This is a genomic window from Lacrimispora xylanisolvens, assembly GCF_002934545.1.
Lineage (GTDB): Bacteria > Bacillota > Clostridia > Lachnospirales > Lachnospiraceae > Lacrimispora > Lacrimispora xylanisolvens.
Genome location: NZ_PTJA01000013.1, coordinates 1 through 16,302 on the forward strand (window position 1 = coordinate 1; position 16,302 = coordinate 16,302).

Sequence of the window (16,302 nt, forward strand, 5' to 3'; positions counted from 1 at the left end):
GTTCTGAATTTCTCATTCAAAGCTGTTCAAACACAGCTTATTATTAGAATTTTCAGGGTTTTACATACTGTTCAATCTTCTGTTTTCAAAGTGCTTTTTGTGTTGTCCGCTTCAGGAGTAACTCATATAGGATATCATGTCCGGTTGTTTTTGTCAACCATTTTTTTCATTTTCTTCAAAACTTTTCTCATCGTTCACTGATGTGTTTTGGAAGAAGTTTGCCGCCGTTTTCAGCGGCGAGGTATATCATACCAAAGCTTTCGACAAAAGTCAACACTTATTATGAAAATTTTGTCGATAACTTTTTGCGGTTTCAAACTATCTTTATTATCGTTAAAGTAACCAAAATATACCATAATGTGTTATATTATTGTTACAAACTGCCGATATAGATATATAATCCATAACTATTCAGAAAAGGAGGTGTTCCATAAAGCCTGTTTGTTATGGTTAAATCCAAATACAAACGAAACTACGGGTATCTATTAACTGGCGTCTGTAAGATGGAACAAAAGGATTGCAGCTTTATACATGATTGCTTTCCTTATAATAGCGCATTTATGGGGACTATATTATACTCTATTTGCCGACACCGGATATTTTATATCCGGTAGTCCATATGTTAGGGGAGAAAAAAATGAAAGATAAGAACAGAAAAGGATTCTTTGGACTCTTTCAAAATGTAAAACGCACTTCAGAGTCTTTGGAAGAAAACGAAACACCACATCTGGAACCGGTTAAAGCATCAGAAAGTGACAATAGCGGGGAGGACACCACCGTAACAAATGACATTTTATCTCCAGACCCTGTTTCGGACGATGAACCGGATATGAAAGAAAACGCTGCCCCCACATTAATATGGGAACCTTCCGATGATCCTTTGATACTCCGGGTTAACGAAGATCTTCTTGAGGTGGAACGCAGACAATTTGCTATGAAGATGAAAGCTCTTTCTAATATTTATAAGAAGAATGAGGTAACTACTTCTGAATCAACAGATCAACCAGAACCAAAAGCTGCCCAGCCCCATATACTGATCTCCACTGACAGAATGGCTGCATGGATCTATGTTTTTTCGCCTTTAAATGGTGGTTCGGATATCAAAGAAGAAAATCTGCGTTCTTTTCTTGCCCAGGAACATGTAAAAACCGGAATATTGGAAGATACCTTAAAATCAATTGCGAACGAGCATATTTATGATCAGGTATTGTTAATAGCAAAAGGGATACTTGCCAGAAATGGAATTGATGGTTCTATAAAAGATCACTTTGACCGGGTCATACAGCTGGCGTTCGAGGAGGACGAGAACGGTTCTGTGGATTACAAGAATCTAAATAATATACAGGCCGTTAAAGAAGGGGAAGTTATTTGTGAGATTACTCCTGCTATCCCAGGAGAAAACGGGACGACCATAGAAGGTCAGGTATATCCCTGTGAGATCAAGGGAACTCCCGTAGCGATTCCTGCCGGACGTAATATGCAGCTGACGGAAGATGGTACTCTTATTATAGCTCAAAAAACAGGACATGTTACCTTTTCTAATGGTAAATTTAATATTGATCCACTGTTGAAGATTAACGGGAATATTGATAATAGCACTGGAAATCTTGATTATGACGGAGATATTTTTATTTCTGGAGATGTAAGAAATGGATTCTCTGTAAAGGCCACCGGAGCCATTGATATCCGTGGATCCGTGGAAGGAGCTGAAATTGTTGCCCGGGGTCCAATTACAATTGCCAGCGGTATGTCTGGAAATGGGCGGGGAACGCTCACATCAGAATCTTTTATCAAATGTCGTTATCTGGAACATTGTACCGTAAAAGCAGAGGGGAATGTTTATGCAGAAAGTATTATCAACTCTAAAGTACAAAGCGGGGAAGACATCATAGTGACCACAGGAATCGGAGTTATTATTGGAGGATCCCTACTTGCAGCCTGTAATATCAACGCCAACATTATTGGATCAAAAGTCCGCCGTCTAATTACAGAATTAATCATAGCCAACGTTCCCAGAAACGTAGAAGAATCGTCCCGGCTTACACGGGAATTAGAACAGCTGCATCACAACCTGTCGGAAATCAGAAAGAATATTATTTATCTTGAGACAGTACAGAGACCAGATAAGCAGCAGCTGCTGGATAGTTTAAAACAGGCTTCCGATTATTTAAATATAAGGGAACAGGAAATAACAAATCGATTAACTGAAATTGCCTCTACTGATTCGGAGCAGGTTGGTCTCATAAAATGCAGACAGCTATTGCCGGTAGTACGTGTCCGAATAGGTTCATCCAGCCTTTTAATTCAGGAAGAATGCTCCAGTAGTGTTCTGTACAAAAACAGCGAAGGTGAGATTACCATAGGAACTAATTAGTTCTTCGAAAGGGGAAGATTATGAAAAAGACAATTATGATTGTTGATGACTCCATTTTAATAAGAAATGAAATTGGAAAACTTCTCGAGGGAACGGATTACGAAGTAGTCTGTCAATGCCGGAGCGGAGAAGAAGCTTTGGAAACATATGAGAAAATACTTCCTGATATTGTTACCATGGATATTATATTACCAGGAATCGATGGACTGGAAACTTCCAAACAACTTTTAAGCAAGCACCCGAAGGCAGGCATTGTTATTATCAGCTCCCTTGTATATGATAGAACCATGCAGATTGTTCAGGAACTGGGTCCTGCAATTCCTTTTGTATTTAAACCCATTAATCAATCATTCTTTATTGAATCACTTAATAAGGTGAGCAATGATTTAGATACAACTTTATAATTACATCGTATAGAATAAAGACGGTTTAATTCCGTTTCGTTTCATACAATGCAAAAAATACGCCATCAATTGAGCATGTACAATTGATGGCGTATTTAAATTAAATATTATAATAAGCTTCCGTTGCTGGAATCATTTACATCAAACTGACCCGATACGCCGTTTGAAGCCATCTGCATTCTAAGCTTCATAAGTTCAATCAGATATAAGGAATTTGTCTTTTGGGTTGTCAGATCCATATCAGTACCATCTGCTTTTCCTGTTATTGATTTTAAAATATCCAGCCACTGAGAACCGTTGAGGGAGTCCTGATCTGAGAAATAAGCGGACAGATCAGAAACCGAATTCCCGGAATAACCAGAAGCATATACGGCGTTATCATTCTCACCACCTGACACTTCCATATCTCGCATTATCTTCTTCACATATTCCTGTGTTTCTTTAAACGGAGGAATTCCTCCATACTTTTTCACATTATTGCTTCCTGCATTATACGCAGCAAGGGCAAGAGATACATCTCCATTATAATGATCCAGTTTTTCTTTTAGATATTTGGCTCCCCCCAATATATTGCTGCGCGCATCATATGGATCAGAAACGCCCAGTGATCTGGCTGTAGCAGGCATTAACTGCATCACACCCGCTGCACCTTTGGGAGAAGTAGCTGCCGGGTTATAATTGGACTCAGCCTTAGCAACTGCTTTCAGAAGTTTTTTTGATACTCCATATGTCCTGGAAGCTTCTGTAAAAAAGGAATCCAAATCTTTAGGTACTTCCATCACTGATTTAAGGACTTTTTTAAAATTTCCAGCCGGAGCTTTTGCGGTTTGTCCTTTCTCCAATGACTGCTGATTCCCTAACGCCATCATACGCAACTGATCTATCGTCGCCACTTATTCATCCTCCTGTTGGATTTATCTACTGTATCCATTTTCCGTCAGCACCAATCTGATATCCGCCTATATTTGTGCTGCTGGCCATACTTCCATCTGAATTCATGTAGTACCAGATTCCCGGTTGGGGTTGAATCCAGCCAGTCATCATCTCTCCGCCTGTTGGATTTAAGTAATACCATTTTCCATTAACAGACTGCCACCCTGTAAGGAGCTTGCCATCTGCCGGATTCATGTAATACCATCTGATCCCTGTTTGTACCCAGCCAGTGCGGCGCACTCCGTTTGCATCAAAATAATACCAGTCATTTAAAATCTGCTTCCAGCTGTTTCTTGGGGTACCACCATCTTCCTCTACATAGGTGCTGCCCTTCCATGTTCCAGAGGTACTTCCCTCATACTCCATAGTAATATCCTGAGAGGTTATATTGTCCCCCTCTTTTAAATACTTTCGGTCATCTGCGGTAAAGCCAATGGCACGGACCTCATAATAATAAACAGCATTCTTATCCATCAGATCTGATAAATCAACTGTATTGGTTTGTACTGTAAGTGCCTTTTTTAATTTATCATCAGCATAAAGAGATACTTTATATCCTGTAGCAAACTCTACCTTGTCCCAGACTGCTTTCGTTTTTTTGCTGTCAGTCCAGCCAGCCCTGGCTGTATTCCCCAGCTTAACTACCGGAATATAATCCACTTTTACCTCCAGTGTATTATTATCCAGCGCTTTTGCAGAGACAAATCTTGCACCAGTAATTTTACATTCCGAGCGGTTATAGGTTTCTGCAAAGATTGTATTGGAAGAAGTTAAAATAACACTGACTCTTTCTGCCTTTGCCGCCTTCCACTTGCTGATGTCACGTTTCCATACAAGATCCTGTACGGATACATCGGTAGTGGTTGTTGATACCTGAGGCATTAATATTTCCTGATCGCCAAACTGACTGTCGAATTTCAGATTCAGACTTCTTATTACAACCGATTCGCCTGCATAGATCTTTAATGGTGCCGCTCCTGAGAGTACTGCAGTTGTTACTACAGCCATTACGATACTAAATATAATACTTCTTTTCATTTGAATTATTGTTTCCATACCCCATCCTCATCTAACTGACAGCCGTCAATTACCGTGCTGACAGCCATAACTCCATCCTGCTGGTAAAAATACCGCCATACCCCGTCCACCTTTTGCCAGCCGGTGAGCATAACGCCATCTTCTCCAGTATAATAAGTCTTGCCATCACGGGTAAACAGCCCCTTTAACATAGCCCCCTCTAAGTTACCCTGTATTGTATTCAGATAATACCATCTTCCTGCCTGGTTGACCCAGCCCTTTTGCATGGCACCCTGGTTATTAAAATAACGGTAGTAACCGTCAATCACCTGCCAGCCAGTTGCTGCTGCCCCCATGGGAGCCTCATAGCCATTATCCGGATAGAAATAATACCAGTTGTTATCTATTTTATTCCAGCCGGTTACCATCGCTCCATTGGAAGCCATATAATAAATATCGGATTGCGTAAGAAACCAGCCTGTAACCATCTTTCCATTTTCATCAAAGCGATAGTAAACATTATCCAGCATAAGCCAGGAGTTTGCCTGTACGCTTCCGTCCGCATAACGGTAATACCAGACGCCGGATTGTTCTTCCCAACCCGTCTTCTTTTCCGGATTGGCTGCAGTTCCTTTTGTTGTATCCGATTCTTTTCCTGTACCATCAGAAACATCTCTGTCCCTGATAACCAGTTCATCGGATTCAACCCAGCCGCTTTTCTTTCCATTCTTCAGCTCATCTGCTTTAAACGGAACGGATCGGATCTTGAAGGAATATGTGCCTTCCTCCGTCATATATGGATAGAAATTGTAGGTAGTTGCTTTTACCTGCTCTTTCTTAAAAATCACCTTTTTACCTAAATAAAGCCAGACTTCATACGCTCCAGAGGTATTATCTCCCTTGGACCATACAGCCTGTCCCAGTCTCGTATCCTTCCAGCCGATATCTTCCGGCTCCGCATACAGTCCTTTAATTGCCTTAGCCCTTAAAGTAACAATCAGATCACTGCCGTTTCGCTTGGCACTCACATAGGTGCCTCCGCTTATCTTAATTTTAGATGCCTCATAGTTTGATTTAAAGTAAGCGTCATATTCATCGGAAGGTGTCAGTGTAACATTCATCTTAGGTTCTTCTCCGATTGTCATATCCTTTGAAGTTGACGTCACCCATTCGGCTTCTCTGATTGTGTATTTCTTATCTCCGGAAGTTACATAACATTCTCCATCTGTCTGATTAATCTTTATGTCGGGCAGTCTGTCTCCCGCTTCAATATTTAATGAGACCTTGACACTGACTGAGTTTATGGATTCTGTTGCTGTTACCTTCTGAGCAGTAAGACACAGACAAAGTGCGCTTATAATGCCCACTGCCAAAGCTTTCCTCTGTTGTTTCATTCACTCGCTCCTTTCCTTATAACTTTAAAATACAATAAAGCCTGTAAGTTATATATCGGCATAATGAGCTCCATTCATAAGCAATTACTGGATTTTTCTCCTTTTCAGCTGTTCCTGAAACGTAAATTTACGAACCATGGACTCCTGATAAGTGGACAAACCAAAATAACGGCTTCCATAACGATAAAAAGGTTCTTCTCCTTTTTCCGTAACTTCTCTGACCCATAAAACAGATGCCTTTAACCGGGTGTTTCCTGCATCTGTTTCAAACTCAAAAGAGAAAATCTGATTCTCCCTTAGCTTTATTTTGGATTCAAATCCGATTCCACCAGCACTGATGTCTTTTAGCTTTGCCGGTATATGGGTCACTTTCCCCAGTTCATCAGCAGTTTCCAGCACAACGGGAATTGCCACCCTGACTTTTAAGTCAATTCTTCTTTGTTCCACGCCCATCAGTTCATCTATTCTGCAGGGAACCTTATAAATGGCTCTCCCTAAGTCTCCCAGCTCATTTCCTACCACCTTGACTCTTGCGGACAAACTGCATTTACACGTTACAAGCCCCTGTATGCCGTCGTAGAATACAATCACGGATTCGGTATTAACCTTTTCCATGTCCTCTTCTTCAAAAATCAGAGCCATGCTGTCCTTCTCGGAATCAACCACCTTTACCTCTGCAAGAAAAACTCCATCAAACGAATAGATACAAGCCTTTTCACATTCCTTTAACATAAATTATTCCACCGTTTCTTCTTTTATTGTTTCCTCTTCCTCTGTCTCTGTCTCTGTCTCTTCCAAACTTTCTTTCATTATGCTATTTTGTTTTCCAGGTACATAATCCAGAAAATAAAGGTAGATGTCTACAATAGCCTGATACAATTCTTCCGGGATCTGGCTCCCCAGTTCAAGCTGCGTGAGTATGGTAGCAAGGGAATTGTCCTCATAAACAGGGATCCCGCTCTCATTGGCCAGCTCTACAATCTTTTCTGCTGTGTACCCCATTCCTGATGCAACGATTACAGGAGAAGTATTTTTTGATTCATCGTATTTTAAAGCAACTGCTTTTTTGTTAAGTGTACTTTTAAATTCTGACATCGACTGTATTCTTCCTTTCCTGTATTTTAGGAAAAACAGATACAAGAGAAGAAGGTCCCTCTCCTGCCTGCAGGATAATCCGATCTGACCGCAGGTGGTTTTTTTCCAGAATACTCTTAATTCCTCTCTGGATACTGGTTTCTGATTTCTTTAGCTTCTCCGGATAATAAAGCTGGAGAGTTGATGTATTATCTCCATAAAGCATTAATAGCTTAAATGGTCCAAGTTCTGCAATTTCAAATTTAATAAAAATCCTTGCAATCCGCTGGGCGCCTGCCTGTGTACTGCTGCCCTCTTCATCCGGGTCAATCCACATCTCTGAGAATAATTTCTTTCCATTGATTTCCATTGGAAATGCCAGATGAAGGATGGGCATATAAACGCTTTCATTGACCACAAGTGACTGGATTATATTCAGAAACGTCTGTCTGTTTTCAAGTCCGGCGCCTCCGCTTACTCCGGTTCTTAAAAAATCAATAAATTTATCTGACCACTGGTTCTTTCCTGCTGCCTGCTCCATGTCAACCTGACCAAGCAGTTCTCCAAATTCTTCTGCAGTCGTCGAACCAAAATGCCTGCGAAATCCCTGATATCCCGTAAGTTTTGCAAATGCCTGCAGGACATCTTCTCTGTTACCATTTTCATATCTTGCCATAAGAACGCTTAAAAGGGAAATCTTATCACGTACAGTACCCATATCATGGTTTGCAGCAATATAACGGCCCATAAAAGGAAGGATTTTCTCTTTCAAAAGAGCACTGTTTGCCTGGGTATCTCCCTCGTTTGCAGATAGATCCAGTTCTTTTAACATCTCCTCCAGCTGGGAAGCAGTCTGCTTGAATACATACCCTTCCATACCTTTTACTGTATTAAATATATCATGAAGAATATGCTTTCCGGAAGACATATCATTAAACTTTTTTATAAAATTTAATATATCAGCTTTTAAGTCAACAGAACCTGTGTCAGCCATGACCTGTCGCAGCTGATCAAAGATTCCTCCGTTGAAGCGGACGGAAGACTCCGCCTGTTCTTTTAAAAACCCAGGAACATCTTCCTCTTTCATCTGGCTTGCTTTAAAAAAAGAAGCAATTTGTCTGGCTGCTTCTTCTCCCATCACACCTCCGGTTAACATCTCTTCTCCCTGAAAAAAAACATCAGAAAAAATCCGGGTAATATCCGGAGTATTCTTGATCATATTGAGAAATGTACCGAAGTTGGAACGATACTGAAATGCCAGCTGCTGTTCCTGATTTCCTCCTGAATCAGTCCGGTTATCCCCACGCATCACTTTCGACGGATCCACAGGGTTTTGTATCTGAGGCCCCTGGCCTGCCTGGGGGTTATTTTTAATTGTAGAATTATCATAGCCGGACATTGGAGTTGTTACTTTCAGAATATCTGCCATATTATGCCTCCATACAAGTGGTGTTTCATATATTTTTTCAAAAGGTTGTTTGATTTACTATTATTTTTTTTTCAGCCATACCGATAAATAATTATATACTATACTAGACAAGGCGGTGTAAATATTATGGATAACGGCATGGATAATATGCTTGATATGTATCTTTTTGAAACCAATTCTCTACTGGAGCAATTGGACGAACTCCTGATCGAAGCCGAAAAAGCAGGAGATTTTACGGTGGATGATGTGAATGAAATTTTTCGTATCATGCATACCGTTAAGGGTTCTTCTGCAATGATGGAGTTTAACTCTTTGATGCAGATCGCTCATCACATTGAAGATTTATTCTTTTTTATCCGTGAGAACGGTTTGGATTCCCTTGAGAGTTCTCACAAAAGCACCCTTTTTGATTTAATGTTCCGCTCTACTGATTTGCTTCGTGCCGAAGTTTCAAAGGTTCAAAACAATGAGCCACTTAGTGATAATGTCGACAGTCTGACCGAGGAAATTAATAGTTTCCTGAAAAAAATCAGTAAGGATAATAAAGATACTGCACCAGAAAACAAGAAGACCGCTAAGCCGGCAGCAAAAGAAAGTGTGAAGCCAGCTGCTGCTCCTGTTGCAGTAGTGGATCTGGATGAGGTTCGTATGGATCTTGCAGAATGCCCGGATGATAATGCAGCTTATTTCCTCCGTATCTTTTTTGATGAGGGCTGCGGAATGGAGAATCTCCGCGCATTTATGCTCATCAGCTCTTTAAAGGAATCCGGTCTGGAATTTAATTTTTACCCCAGCGATGTGGAAACCAACAGTCAGAGCAGTGTTTCTATTATCGAAAAAGGATTTTATCTTGCTCTTGACTCCAGGGAGACTGCAGATGCAGCAATCTCACAGATCAATAATATGAACAACCTCCGCTCTTATGAACTGATTCAGAATGTACGGGCAAAGAGTGCAGTGGAAGAAAAGGCTGTAGAGGCAGCTTCTGCTCCCGTTAGCCAGGAAAACGCCGCTCCTGCAAATGCTCCCGCCGCCAGCACAGGACATCAGATGCCCAGTAAGCAGAATCTGATCAGTGTTAATTTAGCAAAGCTTGACAACCTGGTTGCAATTGTAGGTGAGATTGTAATAACGGAATCCATGGTTACTTCTTCTCCTGAAATCCAGAATATGAAGAATCTGGATAGTTTCTTAAAGGCAACCAGACAGCTTCGTAAGCTGACTGATGATCTGCAGGATATCGTTATGTCTCTCCGCATGGTTCCTGTTTCCGGCGTGTTCCAGAAAATGAATCGTATTGTCAGAGATATGAAGCAGAAACTGAAAAAGGATGTCCGGCTGACAATCGTTGGTGAGAATACGGAAGTTGATAAATCCATTGTAGACAGCATCGGCGATCCGATCATGCATATTGTACGTAACTCTATGGATCATGGAATCGAAGAGACTGCTGAGGAACGGATCAAAGCCGGTAAAAATCCTCAGGGTGAAATTATTCTTTCTGCCAACCATACCACGAATGAAGTCATTATCTCCATACGTGATGACGGACGCGGCGTAAATCCAGCCGGTGTCCTTGCGAAGGCAAAAAGAAACGGCATTCTTACCAAACCGGAAAGCGAGTATACCCAGAAAGAGATCCTTTCTCTTTTGTTAGCCCCGGGCTTTTCTACCAACGAGACAGTTACTGAGTTTTCAGGCCGTGGAGTTGGAATGGATGTTGTTAAGAAGAATGTGGAAGCCATTGGCGGAACCATTACTATTACAAGTGAGCTTGGAAAGGGAATGTGTACCACATTAAAAATCCCGCTTACCATGGCGATTGTTGACGGTATGGAGATCTCCGTAGGCAAATCCGTATTTACAATTCCGATTGCCAATATCCGCCAGTCCTTTAAGGTAAAGAACGAAGAAGTTATTTATGATACAGAAGGAAATGAAATTATCAGATGCATGAATCAGTTCTATCCAATTATCCGGATTCACAGACTCTACAATATTGAAACAGAAGTGACCAATATTGAAGACGGTATTCTGGTATGGGTTGAATCCGGGGATAAATCCTACTGTCTCTTTGTAGATGATCTTCTGGGCGAACAGCAGGTGGTAGTGAAGCCTCTTCCGGTATACTTAAACAGCTTTAATATTAAAGATTCCGGTATCAGCGGTTGTACCATTCTTGGTGACGGCAATATCAGCATCATATTAGACGTTTTAAATCTGTATGCTGCAGCTCATAATTAATTTTAATTGGAAACGGAGGAATACAAATGTCAGCAGAAAGTACTAGAACAGCTATGGATGGTGCAGATAATTTAACAGATTTTATCTCTGACGCAACAGAAGCCATGGAGCGTTATCTCACCTTTCGCACCGACAATTTAATTTTTGGTGTAAGCACAAACTATATTATTGAAATCATTACCAACCACGTAATTACTGCTATGCCCATGATGCCAAACTATGTAAAGGGTATTATCAATTTAAGAGGACAGATCGTTCCGATTATTGATATAAGGCTCAGACTGGGAAAACCTGCAATTGAATACACCAGCACTACCTGTGTCATTGTATTAAATGTTGATTCTGTTTTCATCGGTATCATTGTAGATGCAGTGGAACAGGTTCTGGATATTGATTATTCCAGAATATCCTCAGTTCCGGCAAGCAACCGGGAAGAACTTGTCAGCGGCATGATTTCCATGCCGGACAACAAAGTTGTTCTGCTTCTGGATTGCGAAACATTAGTTAATAACTCATAAAGGACGGCTATCTATGTTAACACTCTCACAGCAAGACTTCACACGGCTGGTTCAGTTCGTGAAAAAAAATTACGGGATCGATCTTTCTAAAAAGATGCAATTGATTATGGGGCGGTTATCCAATACCATTATATCAATGGGGTACACCTCATTTACAGATTATATAGATCAGATTACCTCGTCAAGAAACCCAGCCGACCTTGAAGTAATGCTGAATAAGCTTACAACAAATTATACTTATTTTATGAGGGAAGAGGCTCATTTTAATTTCTTTCGTGATACCATTCTCCCATATCTGTTAGCCACAAAGAAAAACAAGGTTTTAAGTATATGGAGTGCAGGCTGTTCTTCTGGTGAGGAGCCTTATACAATATCAATGATTATAAAGGAAACCCTGGGGGCGCAAGCCGCCCTCTGGGATACCCGGGTTCTTGCTACCGACATATCACAGAACGCTTTGCGGGCAGCGAAGGAGGCAGTATACGACGAGGATTCCCTCAAAAATTTGTCACCTGCATGGGTATCAAAATATTTCGTCAAAACAGCAGAAAAAGGTATTTATACTGTGGCACCCTCCATTAAATCCAATGTTATTTTCCAGACATTTAACCTAATGGACCCCATACGATTCCGATTAAAATTTGACGTCATTTTCTGCAGAAACGTAATGATTTATTTTGACCAGAGCACCAAGGACGCTTTAATACAGCGCTTCTATGACGCAACTGCTCCGGGAGGCTATCTGCTGATTGGCCATTCGGAGACGATTAACAAGGAAAAAACACCTTATAAGTATCTCATGCCAGCTACATACCGAAAAGAATAATCTGCCTAATATAAAATCTATTTACCAGTATAAAAACCGGTAAATGGATTTTATATTACACAGATTTATCCATATAATATGGATGATTTAAAAATCATTTTCTGACTGTATAAACTCAGCAACAGAGAACGGAGTATATTATGAATGAAAAAATAAAAGTTTTTATCGTAGATGATTCCATGCTTTTCCGCAAGGTTTTAATTGATAATTTATCGCAGAATCCAAATATAGAAGTAGTTGGATATGCAATTGATGCATTTGATGCAGAAAGAAAAATACCCTTAGTCAAACCTGACGTAGTGACGGTGGACGTAGAAATGCCGCGGTTAAACGGGATTGATTTTGTAAAAAAGCTTCTTCCAACCTACCCGGTTCCGGTCATTTTGGTTTCTTCCCTCAATTTAAATGTATTTGAGGCGCTTTCTGCGGGTGCGGTAGACTTTGTAAGAAAACCGGATATGTCCATGAGCATTAATACCAATACATTTTTAAATACATTAATGAGCAAAATATTTATAGCCTCACGGGCTAAAATTAAAGTGCCTGCAAAGGTTTCTCCTGCTGCTGTTCCGGTAGCTGCATTAGGGGGAAATAAGCCTTTCGGTCTGAATGCTTATAATACAGTTATTGCAATTGGGGCGTCAACCGGTGGAACAGAGGCCACGCTCCAGGTATTAAAAGATCTTCCCGCAGATACACCTGGCATCGTGGTTACCCAGCACATGCCAGAAGGATTTACCAAGATGTATGCTGACCGCTTAAACCGTCTTTGCCATATGAAAGTGAAAGAGGCACAAAGTGGTGACCCGATTGAGCGTGGGCAGGTACTGATTGCACCTGGCGATTTTCAAATGAAAGTAGTCCGTGTAGGTAACCGTTACAGTGTAAACTGCTATTCCGGTGAAAAAGTAAGCGGACACCGCCCTTCCGTAGATGTACTGTTTCAGTCTGTTGCAGACGCTGCCGGGGCTTCCTCCGTTGGTATCATTATGACTGGTATGGGGCGTGACGGAGCGGACGGACTTTTAAGCATGAAGAAGAAAGGCGCCTTTACCATCGGGCAGGATGCAGAAAGCTGCGTGGTGTACGGAATGCCTATGGTTGCCTACAATATTGGTGCTGTAGTTACTCAGGTTTCCTGTTCTAACATCTCCAATGTGCTTTTAAAGCATTTATACTCACTTTAATTAAAGAAAATCCTTGATAAAAAGTTAATATTTCTTATTAAATGACGATAATATAACTGTGATATAAAAAGTTAAGTTATTTGAAGCTCTCAGAAAGGAGTAATTTCATGCGTATCTCATCGAATTATCTTAATACGCTGTATAATACATCCATGATACGACAAAATCAGGACTCAACCAGCAGCCCGGCTTACGAATCAGCAAAAACCAATTACGATGAAATCACCATACGTTCCGCTTCCCAGGAAGATATGGATTCAAAATTTGCTGCCACGCTAAAGAACATGCTCATGAATGAAATCAAGAATCCAGCGTCTGACGAAAAGCTGAGTCAGTTAAAGGAACGAATGGAAAACGGTACCTATCAGGTAGATGCCAATAAGATCGCAGAGAAGATTCTCTGGTACAAAGGAGCAGAAAGTAATGAATGAGTTTACAGCCATCGTTGAAGATCTGGTTGAGCTCTTCAAAGAGCTGACTGAGATCGAACAGATAAAAATAGAAGCAGTGAAGAAGAACATGGTCACTTATGTGGAAGACTGCATGAATAAGGAACAGGCGGCCGTTTTAAAACTGAGAGGCCTGGATAAAAAGCGGGAAGCCTGTCAGAAGAACATGGGCTTTGAGGGATATACCTTTCAGCAGATACTGGAGAACACCACAGGGGAAGAGCAAAGACGGCTTCGGCAGCTGTTTGACACTCTCTCCTACCATGTCAGTCTTTTTCAGGACACCAATGAAAGTGCCCGGGCTATGCTTGAAATAAGCCTACATAATATTAACAAAGCCATACAACGCACCCACAAGGACAGTACAAAAGATAAAAAGAATTGGGAGGGTCTCATATGACACGATCTACATTTTCCGGTTTTACGATTGCTCAGCTTGCCATGACCGCCAGTCAGCGAGCCCTTGATGTTACCGGACAGAATATCGCTAATATTAACACAAAAGGTTACACAAGACAGCAGGTGGATCTTGTAAGCCTTAATTTAAAAGGTGCTGACCCTACCGGCAGCGGTCCTGGATCTAAAATCGGTTACGGTGTGGAAATCACAGGAATTTCTCAGATCAGAGATCCATTTCTTGATGTGCAGTATCGTAATCAGATTGCAAAAGTGGGTACTGCAGATGCCCGTCAGGCAGGTTTGGATCAGCTGGCTGATATCTTTGACGAAACTGACAGAGATGCATTAAAAAAAGCACTTAGTGATTTAAGCAGCAGTTTAGACCAGCTGTCTTCCAATGCAAATAACAGTGAATTTGACAGCATAGTTCGTTCCAGATCTCAAGTTCTGTTAAACTATATTCATCAAAAAGCTACGGATTTAAAGACTACCCGTGAAGAAACCATGTACGGACTGGAGAATACTGATATAAAGACTGTTAACAGCCTTCTCTCTGATATCGGTGAATTAAATGATACCATTTGGAAGGGTCAGATATTAGGTAATCCATCTCTTGAACTGATGGATCAGAGAAATAACAAGCTGGACGAGCTCGCTGGTTATCTGCCTATCAGCGTAAGTTACAAAGAGGTTACTATCGGCTCCAGCGAGAAATACAGTTATCCAGTGGTGATGTTAAACGGCTCCAATGGAATGAGCTATGAGCTGACAGCAGGGGAGCATGGAGAAAATACTGCATCCTTTTCCATGGAGGAACATAAAGACTTAAATGGCAACCCAGATGGAACCGTCCGTATATCTGTTATTCCTGCCACCAATTATCCCAAGGGTATAGATGTTTCTGCTCTAAAGACAGATATTACTAATTATCTAAAGGATGGATCAATAAAAGGTACAGTGGACTTACTTAATAAATCCGGAGAACTTGATAATCCTGCTACGGATTTCAGAGGTTTTGGGTATTATGAGAAGACACTGGATTCCATTGTTCAGACCTTTGCCAAGACTTTCAATGATTTAAACGGAAATATGCAGCCTTATACAGGAGCCAATTTAATGCCGTCTTCCGGGACTGCCAATGCTATGATTACGACAGGATCAGAAAATGCAGAATTTTCTTTCGGTTTTTCTAATACAACTGGCAATTTCTTAAGTGGTGAAACCATCAACTTTAATGGTACTGTGTATACCTTTGGTGACGGTTCCGGAACCACCATTAAAATTGGCGATACATTGGATGACAGTCTGGAAAATCTGGCCTCCAGATTATCTACAGAATTTGCCAGCTTAAATGTAAACGGTTCACCAGTTGATGGTAAGTGGAGCTATAACAGTAGCAGTAAAAAACTGACGTGGGCTAGCGATTCGCCTTTAAGCTCTGGTACAGAAATCACTAGTTCCAGCATAAAATTTACAGATACAAATACAATAAGCTTTTTATATAAAGCAAATAAAAACAATATTAAAAACTTTGATTTATTTAAGACATCTGACGGCAGTAAGGATTTCACTGCCTCAAATATAAAGATTAACGATGATTGGATGAATAACTCAATTCATATCATTGCCTCTCATGATCCGGATGCAGGCTCGACAGCCAATGATAATATTTTAAAAATGTTAAAATCCCTAACTGACAGCAGAGAGTTCAAATATGAATATACTACTACGGATAGCAGCGGCATTAAAACATCAAAATCTATATCATTTTATACCGGAAATTTCTCTGAGTGCTATTCCACTCTTGAGAATAATCAGGGTATTGACAGTTCATCAAATAAAGCAATATTGGATAATCATGTTTCAGTAGTGCAGCAGACAGCCAACAATAGGGATTCAGTATCTGGTGTCTCTTTGGATGATGAAGGAATCAATCTGATGCATTATCAAAAATCATTCAGTGCAGCTGCCCGTTTCATGACAACTTTGGATCAGGCTCTCGATGTTCTAATTAACAGTACCGGAGTAGTCGGCAGATAAAAGGAGGTAAATAA

General features: G+C 40.7%; 15 protein-coding genes. 9 read left to right on the forward strand and 6 right to left on the reverse strand.

Annotation, left to right across the window (positions count from 1 at the left end):
- Nucleotides 1–637: 637 nt before the first annotated feature.
- Together BXY41_RS20510 and BXY41_RS20515 are read left to right on the forward strand one after the other, a co-directional pair.
- A complete protein-coding gene (locus BXY41_RS20510) occupies nucleotides 638–2,374 on the forward strand; it encodes a flagellar assembly protein A (RefSeq protein WP_170072496.1) in 1,737 nt (578 codons plus the stop codon).
- A gap of 20 nt (nucleotides 2,375–2,394) precedes the next feature.
- A complete protein-coding gene (locus tag BXY41_RS20515) occupies nucleotides 2,395–2,778 on the forward strand; it encodes a response regulator (protein ID WP_104438755.1) in 384 nt (127 codons plus the stop codon).
- A gap of 107 nt (nucleotides 2,779–2,885) precedes the next feature.
- Here BXY41_RS20515 and BXY41_RS20520 read toward each other — a convergent pair whose 3' ends face one another.
- The 6 genes from BXY41_RS20520 to BXY41_RS20545 form a co-directional block, all read right to left on the reverse strand.
- Nucleotides 2,886–3,671: a lytic transglycosylase domain-containing protein gene (locus BXY41_RS20520; protein WP_341457869.1), complete on the reverse strand. Its 786-nt coding sequence runs from the start codon at nucleotides 3,669–3,671 to the stop codon at nucleotides 2,886–2,888.
- Between the two features lie 25 nt (nucleotides 3,672–3,696).
- Nucleotides 3,697–4,767 carry an N-acetylmuramoyl-L-alanine amidase family protein gene (locus BXY41_RS20525; protein WP_104438757.1) on the reverse strand — a complete coding sequence of 357 codons (1,071 nt, stop codon included), beginning with the start codon at nucleotides 4,765–4,767 and terminating at the stop codon, nucleotides 3,697–3,699.
- The gene (locus BXY41_RS20530) at nucleotides 4,755–6,122 is read right to left on the reverse strand and encodes an N-acetylmuramoyl-L-alanine amidase family protein (protein WP_104438758.1); all 1,368 of its coding nucleotides are present in this window, start codon (nucleotides 6,120–6,122) and stop codon (nucleotides 4,755–4,757) included. The genes BXY41_RS20525 and BXY41_RS20530 overlap by 13 nt, the downstream gene beginning before the upstream one ends.
- Before the next feature lie 84 nt (nucleotides 6,123–6,206).
- The gene (locus BXY41_RS20535; RefSeq protein ID WP_104438759.1) at nucleotides 6,207–6,854 is read right to left on the reverse strand and encodes a PilZ domain-containing protein; all 648 of its coding nucleotides are present in this window, start codon (nucleotides 6,852–6,854) and stop codon (nucleotides 6,207–6,209) included.
- Between the two features lie 3 nt (nucleotides 6,855–6,857).
- Entirely contained in the window at nucleotides 6,858–7,217 is a 360-nt protein-coding gene (locus BXY41_RS20540) for an EscU/YscU/HrcU family type III secretion system export apparatus switch protein (protein ID WP_104438760.1), read from the reverse strand.
- Nucleotides 7,204–8,625, reverse strand: coding sequence for a hypothetical protein (locus BXY41_RS20545; protein ID WP_104438761.1), 1,422 nt, complete (start codon nucleotides 8,623–8,625; stop codon nucleotides 7,204–7,206). Before BXY41_RS20545 ends, BXY41_RS20540 begins: the two co-directional genes overlap by 14 nt.
- A gap of 126 nt (nucleotides 8,626–8,751) precedes the next feature.
- Here BXY41_RS20545 and BXY41_RS20550 point away from each other — a divergent pair, with 126 nt between their 5' ends.
- The 7 genes from BXY41_RS20550 to flgK all read left to right on the forward strand — a co-directional run bounded on the left by BXY41_RS20550 (nucleotide 8,752) and on the right by flgK (nucleotide 16,288).
- Entirely contained in the window at nucleotides 8,752–10,869 is a 2,118-nt protein-coding gene (locus tag BXY41_RS20550; RefSeq protein ID WP_185140381.1) for a chemotaxis protein CheA, read from the forward strand.
- A gap of 26 nt (nucleotides 10,870–10,895) precedes the next feature.
- Nucleotides 10,896–11,387 (forward strand): chemotaxis protein CheW, encoded by a 492-nt coding sequence (locus BXY41_RS20555; protein WP_104438762.1) that lies wholly within the window; start codon nucleotides 10,896–10,898, stop codon nucleotides 11,385–11,387.
- Between the two features lie 13 nt (nucleotides 11,388–11,400).
- Nucleotides 11,401–12,213, forward strand: a complete 813-nt coding sequence (locus BXY41_RS20560; protein WP_104438763.1) for a CheR family methyltransferase — start codon at nucleotides 11,401–11,403, stop codon at nucleotides 12,211–12,213.
- Between the two features lie 140 nt (nucleotides 12,214–12,353).
- Nucleotides 12,354–13,400: a protein-glutamate methylesterase/protein-glutamine glutaminase gene (locus BXY41_RS20565; RefSeq protein WP_104438764.1), complete on the forward strand. Its 1,047-nt coding sequence runs from the start codon at nucleotides 12,354–12,356 to the stop codon at nucleotides 13,398–13,400.
- Nucleotides 13,401–13,507: 107 nt separating this feature from the next.
- Nucleotides 13,508–13,831, forward strand: coding sequence for a flagellar biosynthesis anti-sigma factor FlgM (locus BXY41_RS20570; RefSeq protein WP_104438765.1), 324 nt, complete (start codon nucleotides 13,508–13,510; stop codon nucleotides 13,829–13,831).
- On the forward strand, nucleotides 13,824–14,249 hold the full coding sequence (gene flgN / locus BXY41_RS20575) for a flagellar export chaperone FlgN (protein WP_170072498.1): 426 nt from the start codon (nucleotides 13,824–13,826) through the stop codon (nucleotides 14,247–14,249). Before BXY41_RS20570 ends, flgN begins: the two co-directional genes overlap by 8 nt.
- The gene (flgK, locus tag BXY41_RS20580; protein WP_104438767.1) at nucleotides 14,246–16,288 is read left to right on the forward strand and encodes a flagellar hook-associated protein FlgK; all 2,043 of its coding nucleotides are present in this window, start codon (nucleotides 14,246–14,248) and stop codon (nucleotides 16,286–16,288) included. Before flgN ends, flgK begins: the two co-directional genes overlap by 4 nt.
- Nucleotides 16,289–16,302 lie beyond the last annotated feature (14 nt).

Bases quoted from the DNA above. Each gene is read 5' to 3' on its own strand.
- BXY41_RS20510 (WP_170072496.1), top strand. From the start codon at position 638: ATGAAAGATAAGAACAGAAAAGGATTCTTTGGACTCTTTCAAAATGTA.
- BXY41_RS20515 (WP_104438755.1), top strand. From the start codon at position 2,395: ATGAAAAAGACAATTATGATTGTTGATGACTCCATTTTAATAAGAAAT.
- BXY41_RS20525 (WP_104438757.1), bottom strand. From the start codon at position 4,767: ATGGAAACAATAATTCAAATGAAAAGAAGTATTATATTTAGTATCGTA.
- BXY41_RS20530 (WP_104438758.1), bottom strand. From the start codon at position 6,122: ATGAAACAACAGAGGAAAGCTTTGGCAGTGGGCATTATAAGCGCACTT.
- BXY41_RS20535 (WP_104438759.1), bottom strand. From the start codon at position 6,854: ATGTTAAAGGAATGTGAAAAGGCTTGTATCTATTCGTTTGATGGAGTT.
- BXY41_RS20540 (WP_104438760.1), bottom strand. From the start codon at position 7,217: ATGTCAGAATTTAAAAGTACACTTAACAAAAAAGCAGTTGCTTTAAAA.
- BXY41_RS20545 (WP_104438761.1), bottom strand. From the start codon at position 8,625: ATGGCAGATATTCTGAAAGTAACAACTCCAATGTCCGGCTATGATAAT.
- BXY41_RS20550 (WP_185140381.1), top strand. From the start codon at position 8,752: ATGGATAACGGCATGGATAATATGCTTGATATGTATCTTTTTGAAACC.
- BXY41_RS20555 (WP_104438762.1), top strand. From the start codon at position 10,896: ATGTCAGCAGAAAGTACTAGAACAGCTATGGATGGTGCAGATAATTTA.
- BXY41_RS20560 (WP_104438763.1), top strand. From the start codon at position 11,401: ATGTTAACACTCTCACAGCAAGACTTCACACGGCTGGTTCAGTTCGTG.
- BXY41_RS20565 (WP_104438764.1), top strand. From the start codon at position 12,354: ATGAATGAAAAAATAAAAGTTTTTATCGTAGATGATTCCATGCTTTTC.
- BXY41_RS20570 (WP_104438765.1), top strand. From the start codon at position 13,508: ATGCGTATCTCATCGAATTATCTTAATACGCTGTATAATACATCCATG.
- flgN (WP_170072498.1), top strand. From the start codon at position 13,824: ATGAATGAGTTTACAGCCATCGTTGAAGATCTGGTTGAGCTCTTCAAA.
- flgK (WP_104438767.1), top strand. From the start codon at position 14,246: ATGACACGATCTACATTTTCCGGTTTTACGATTGCTCAGCTTGCCATG.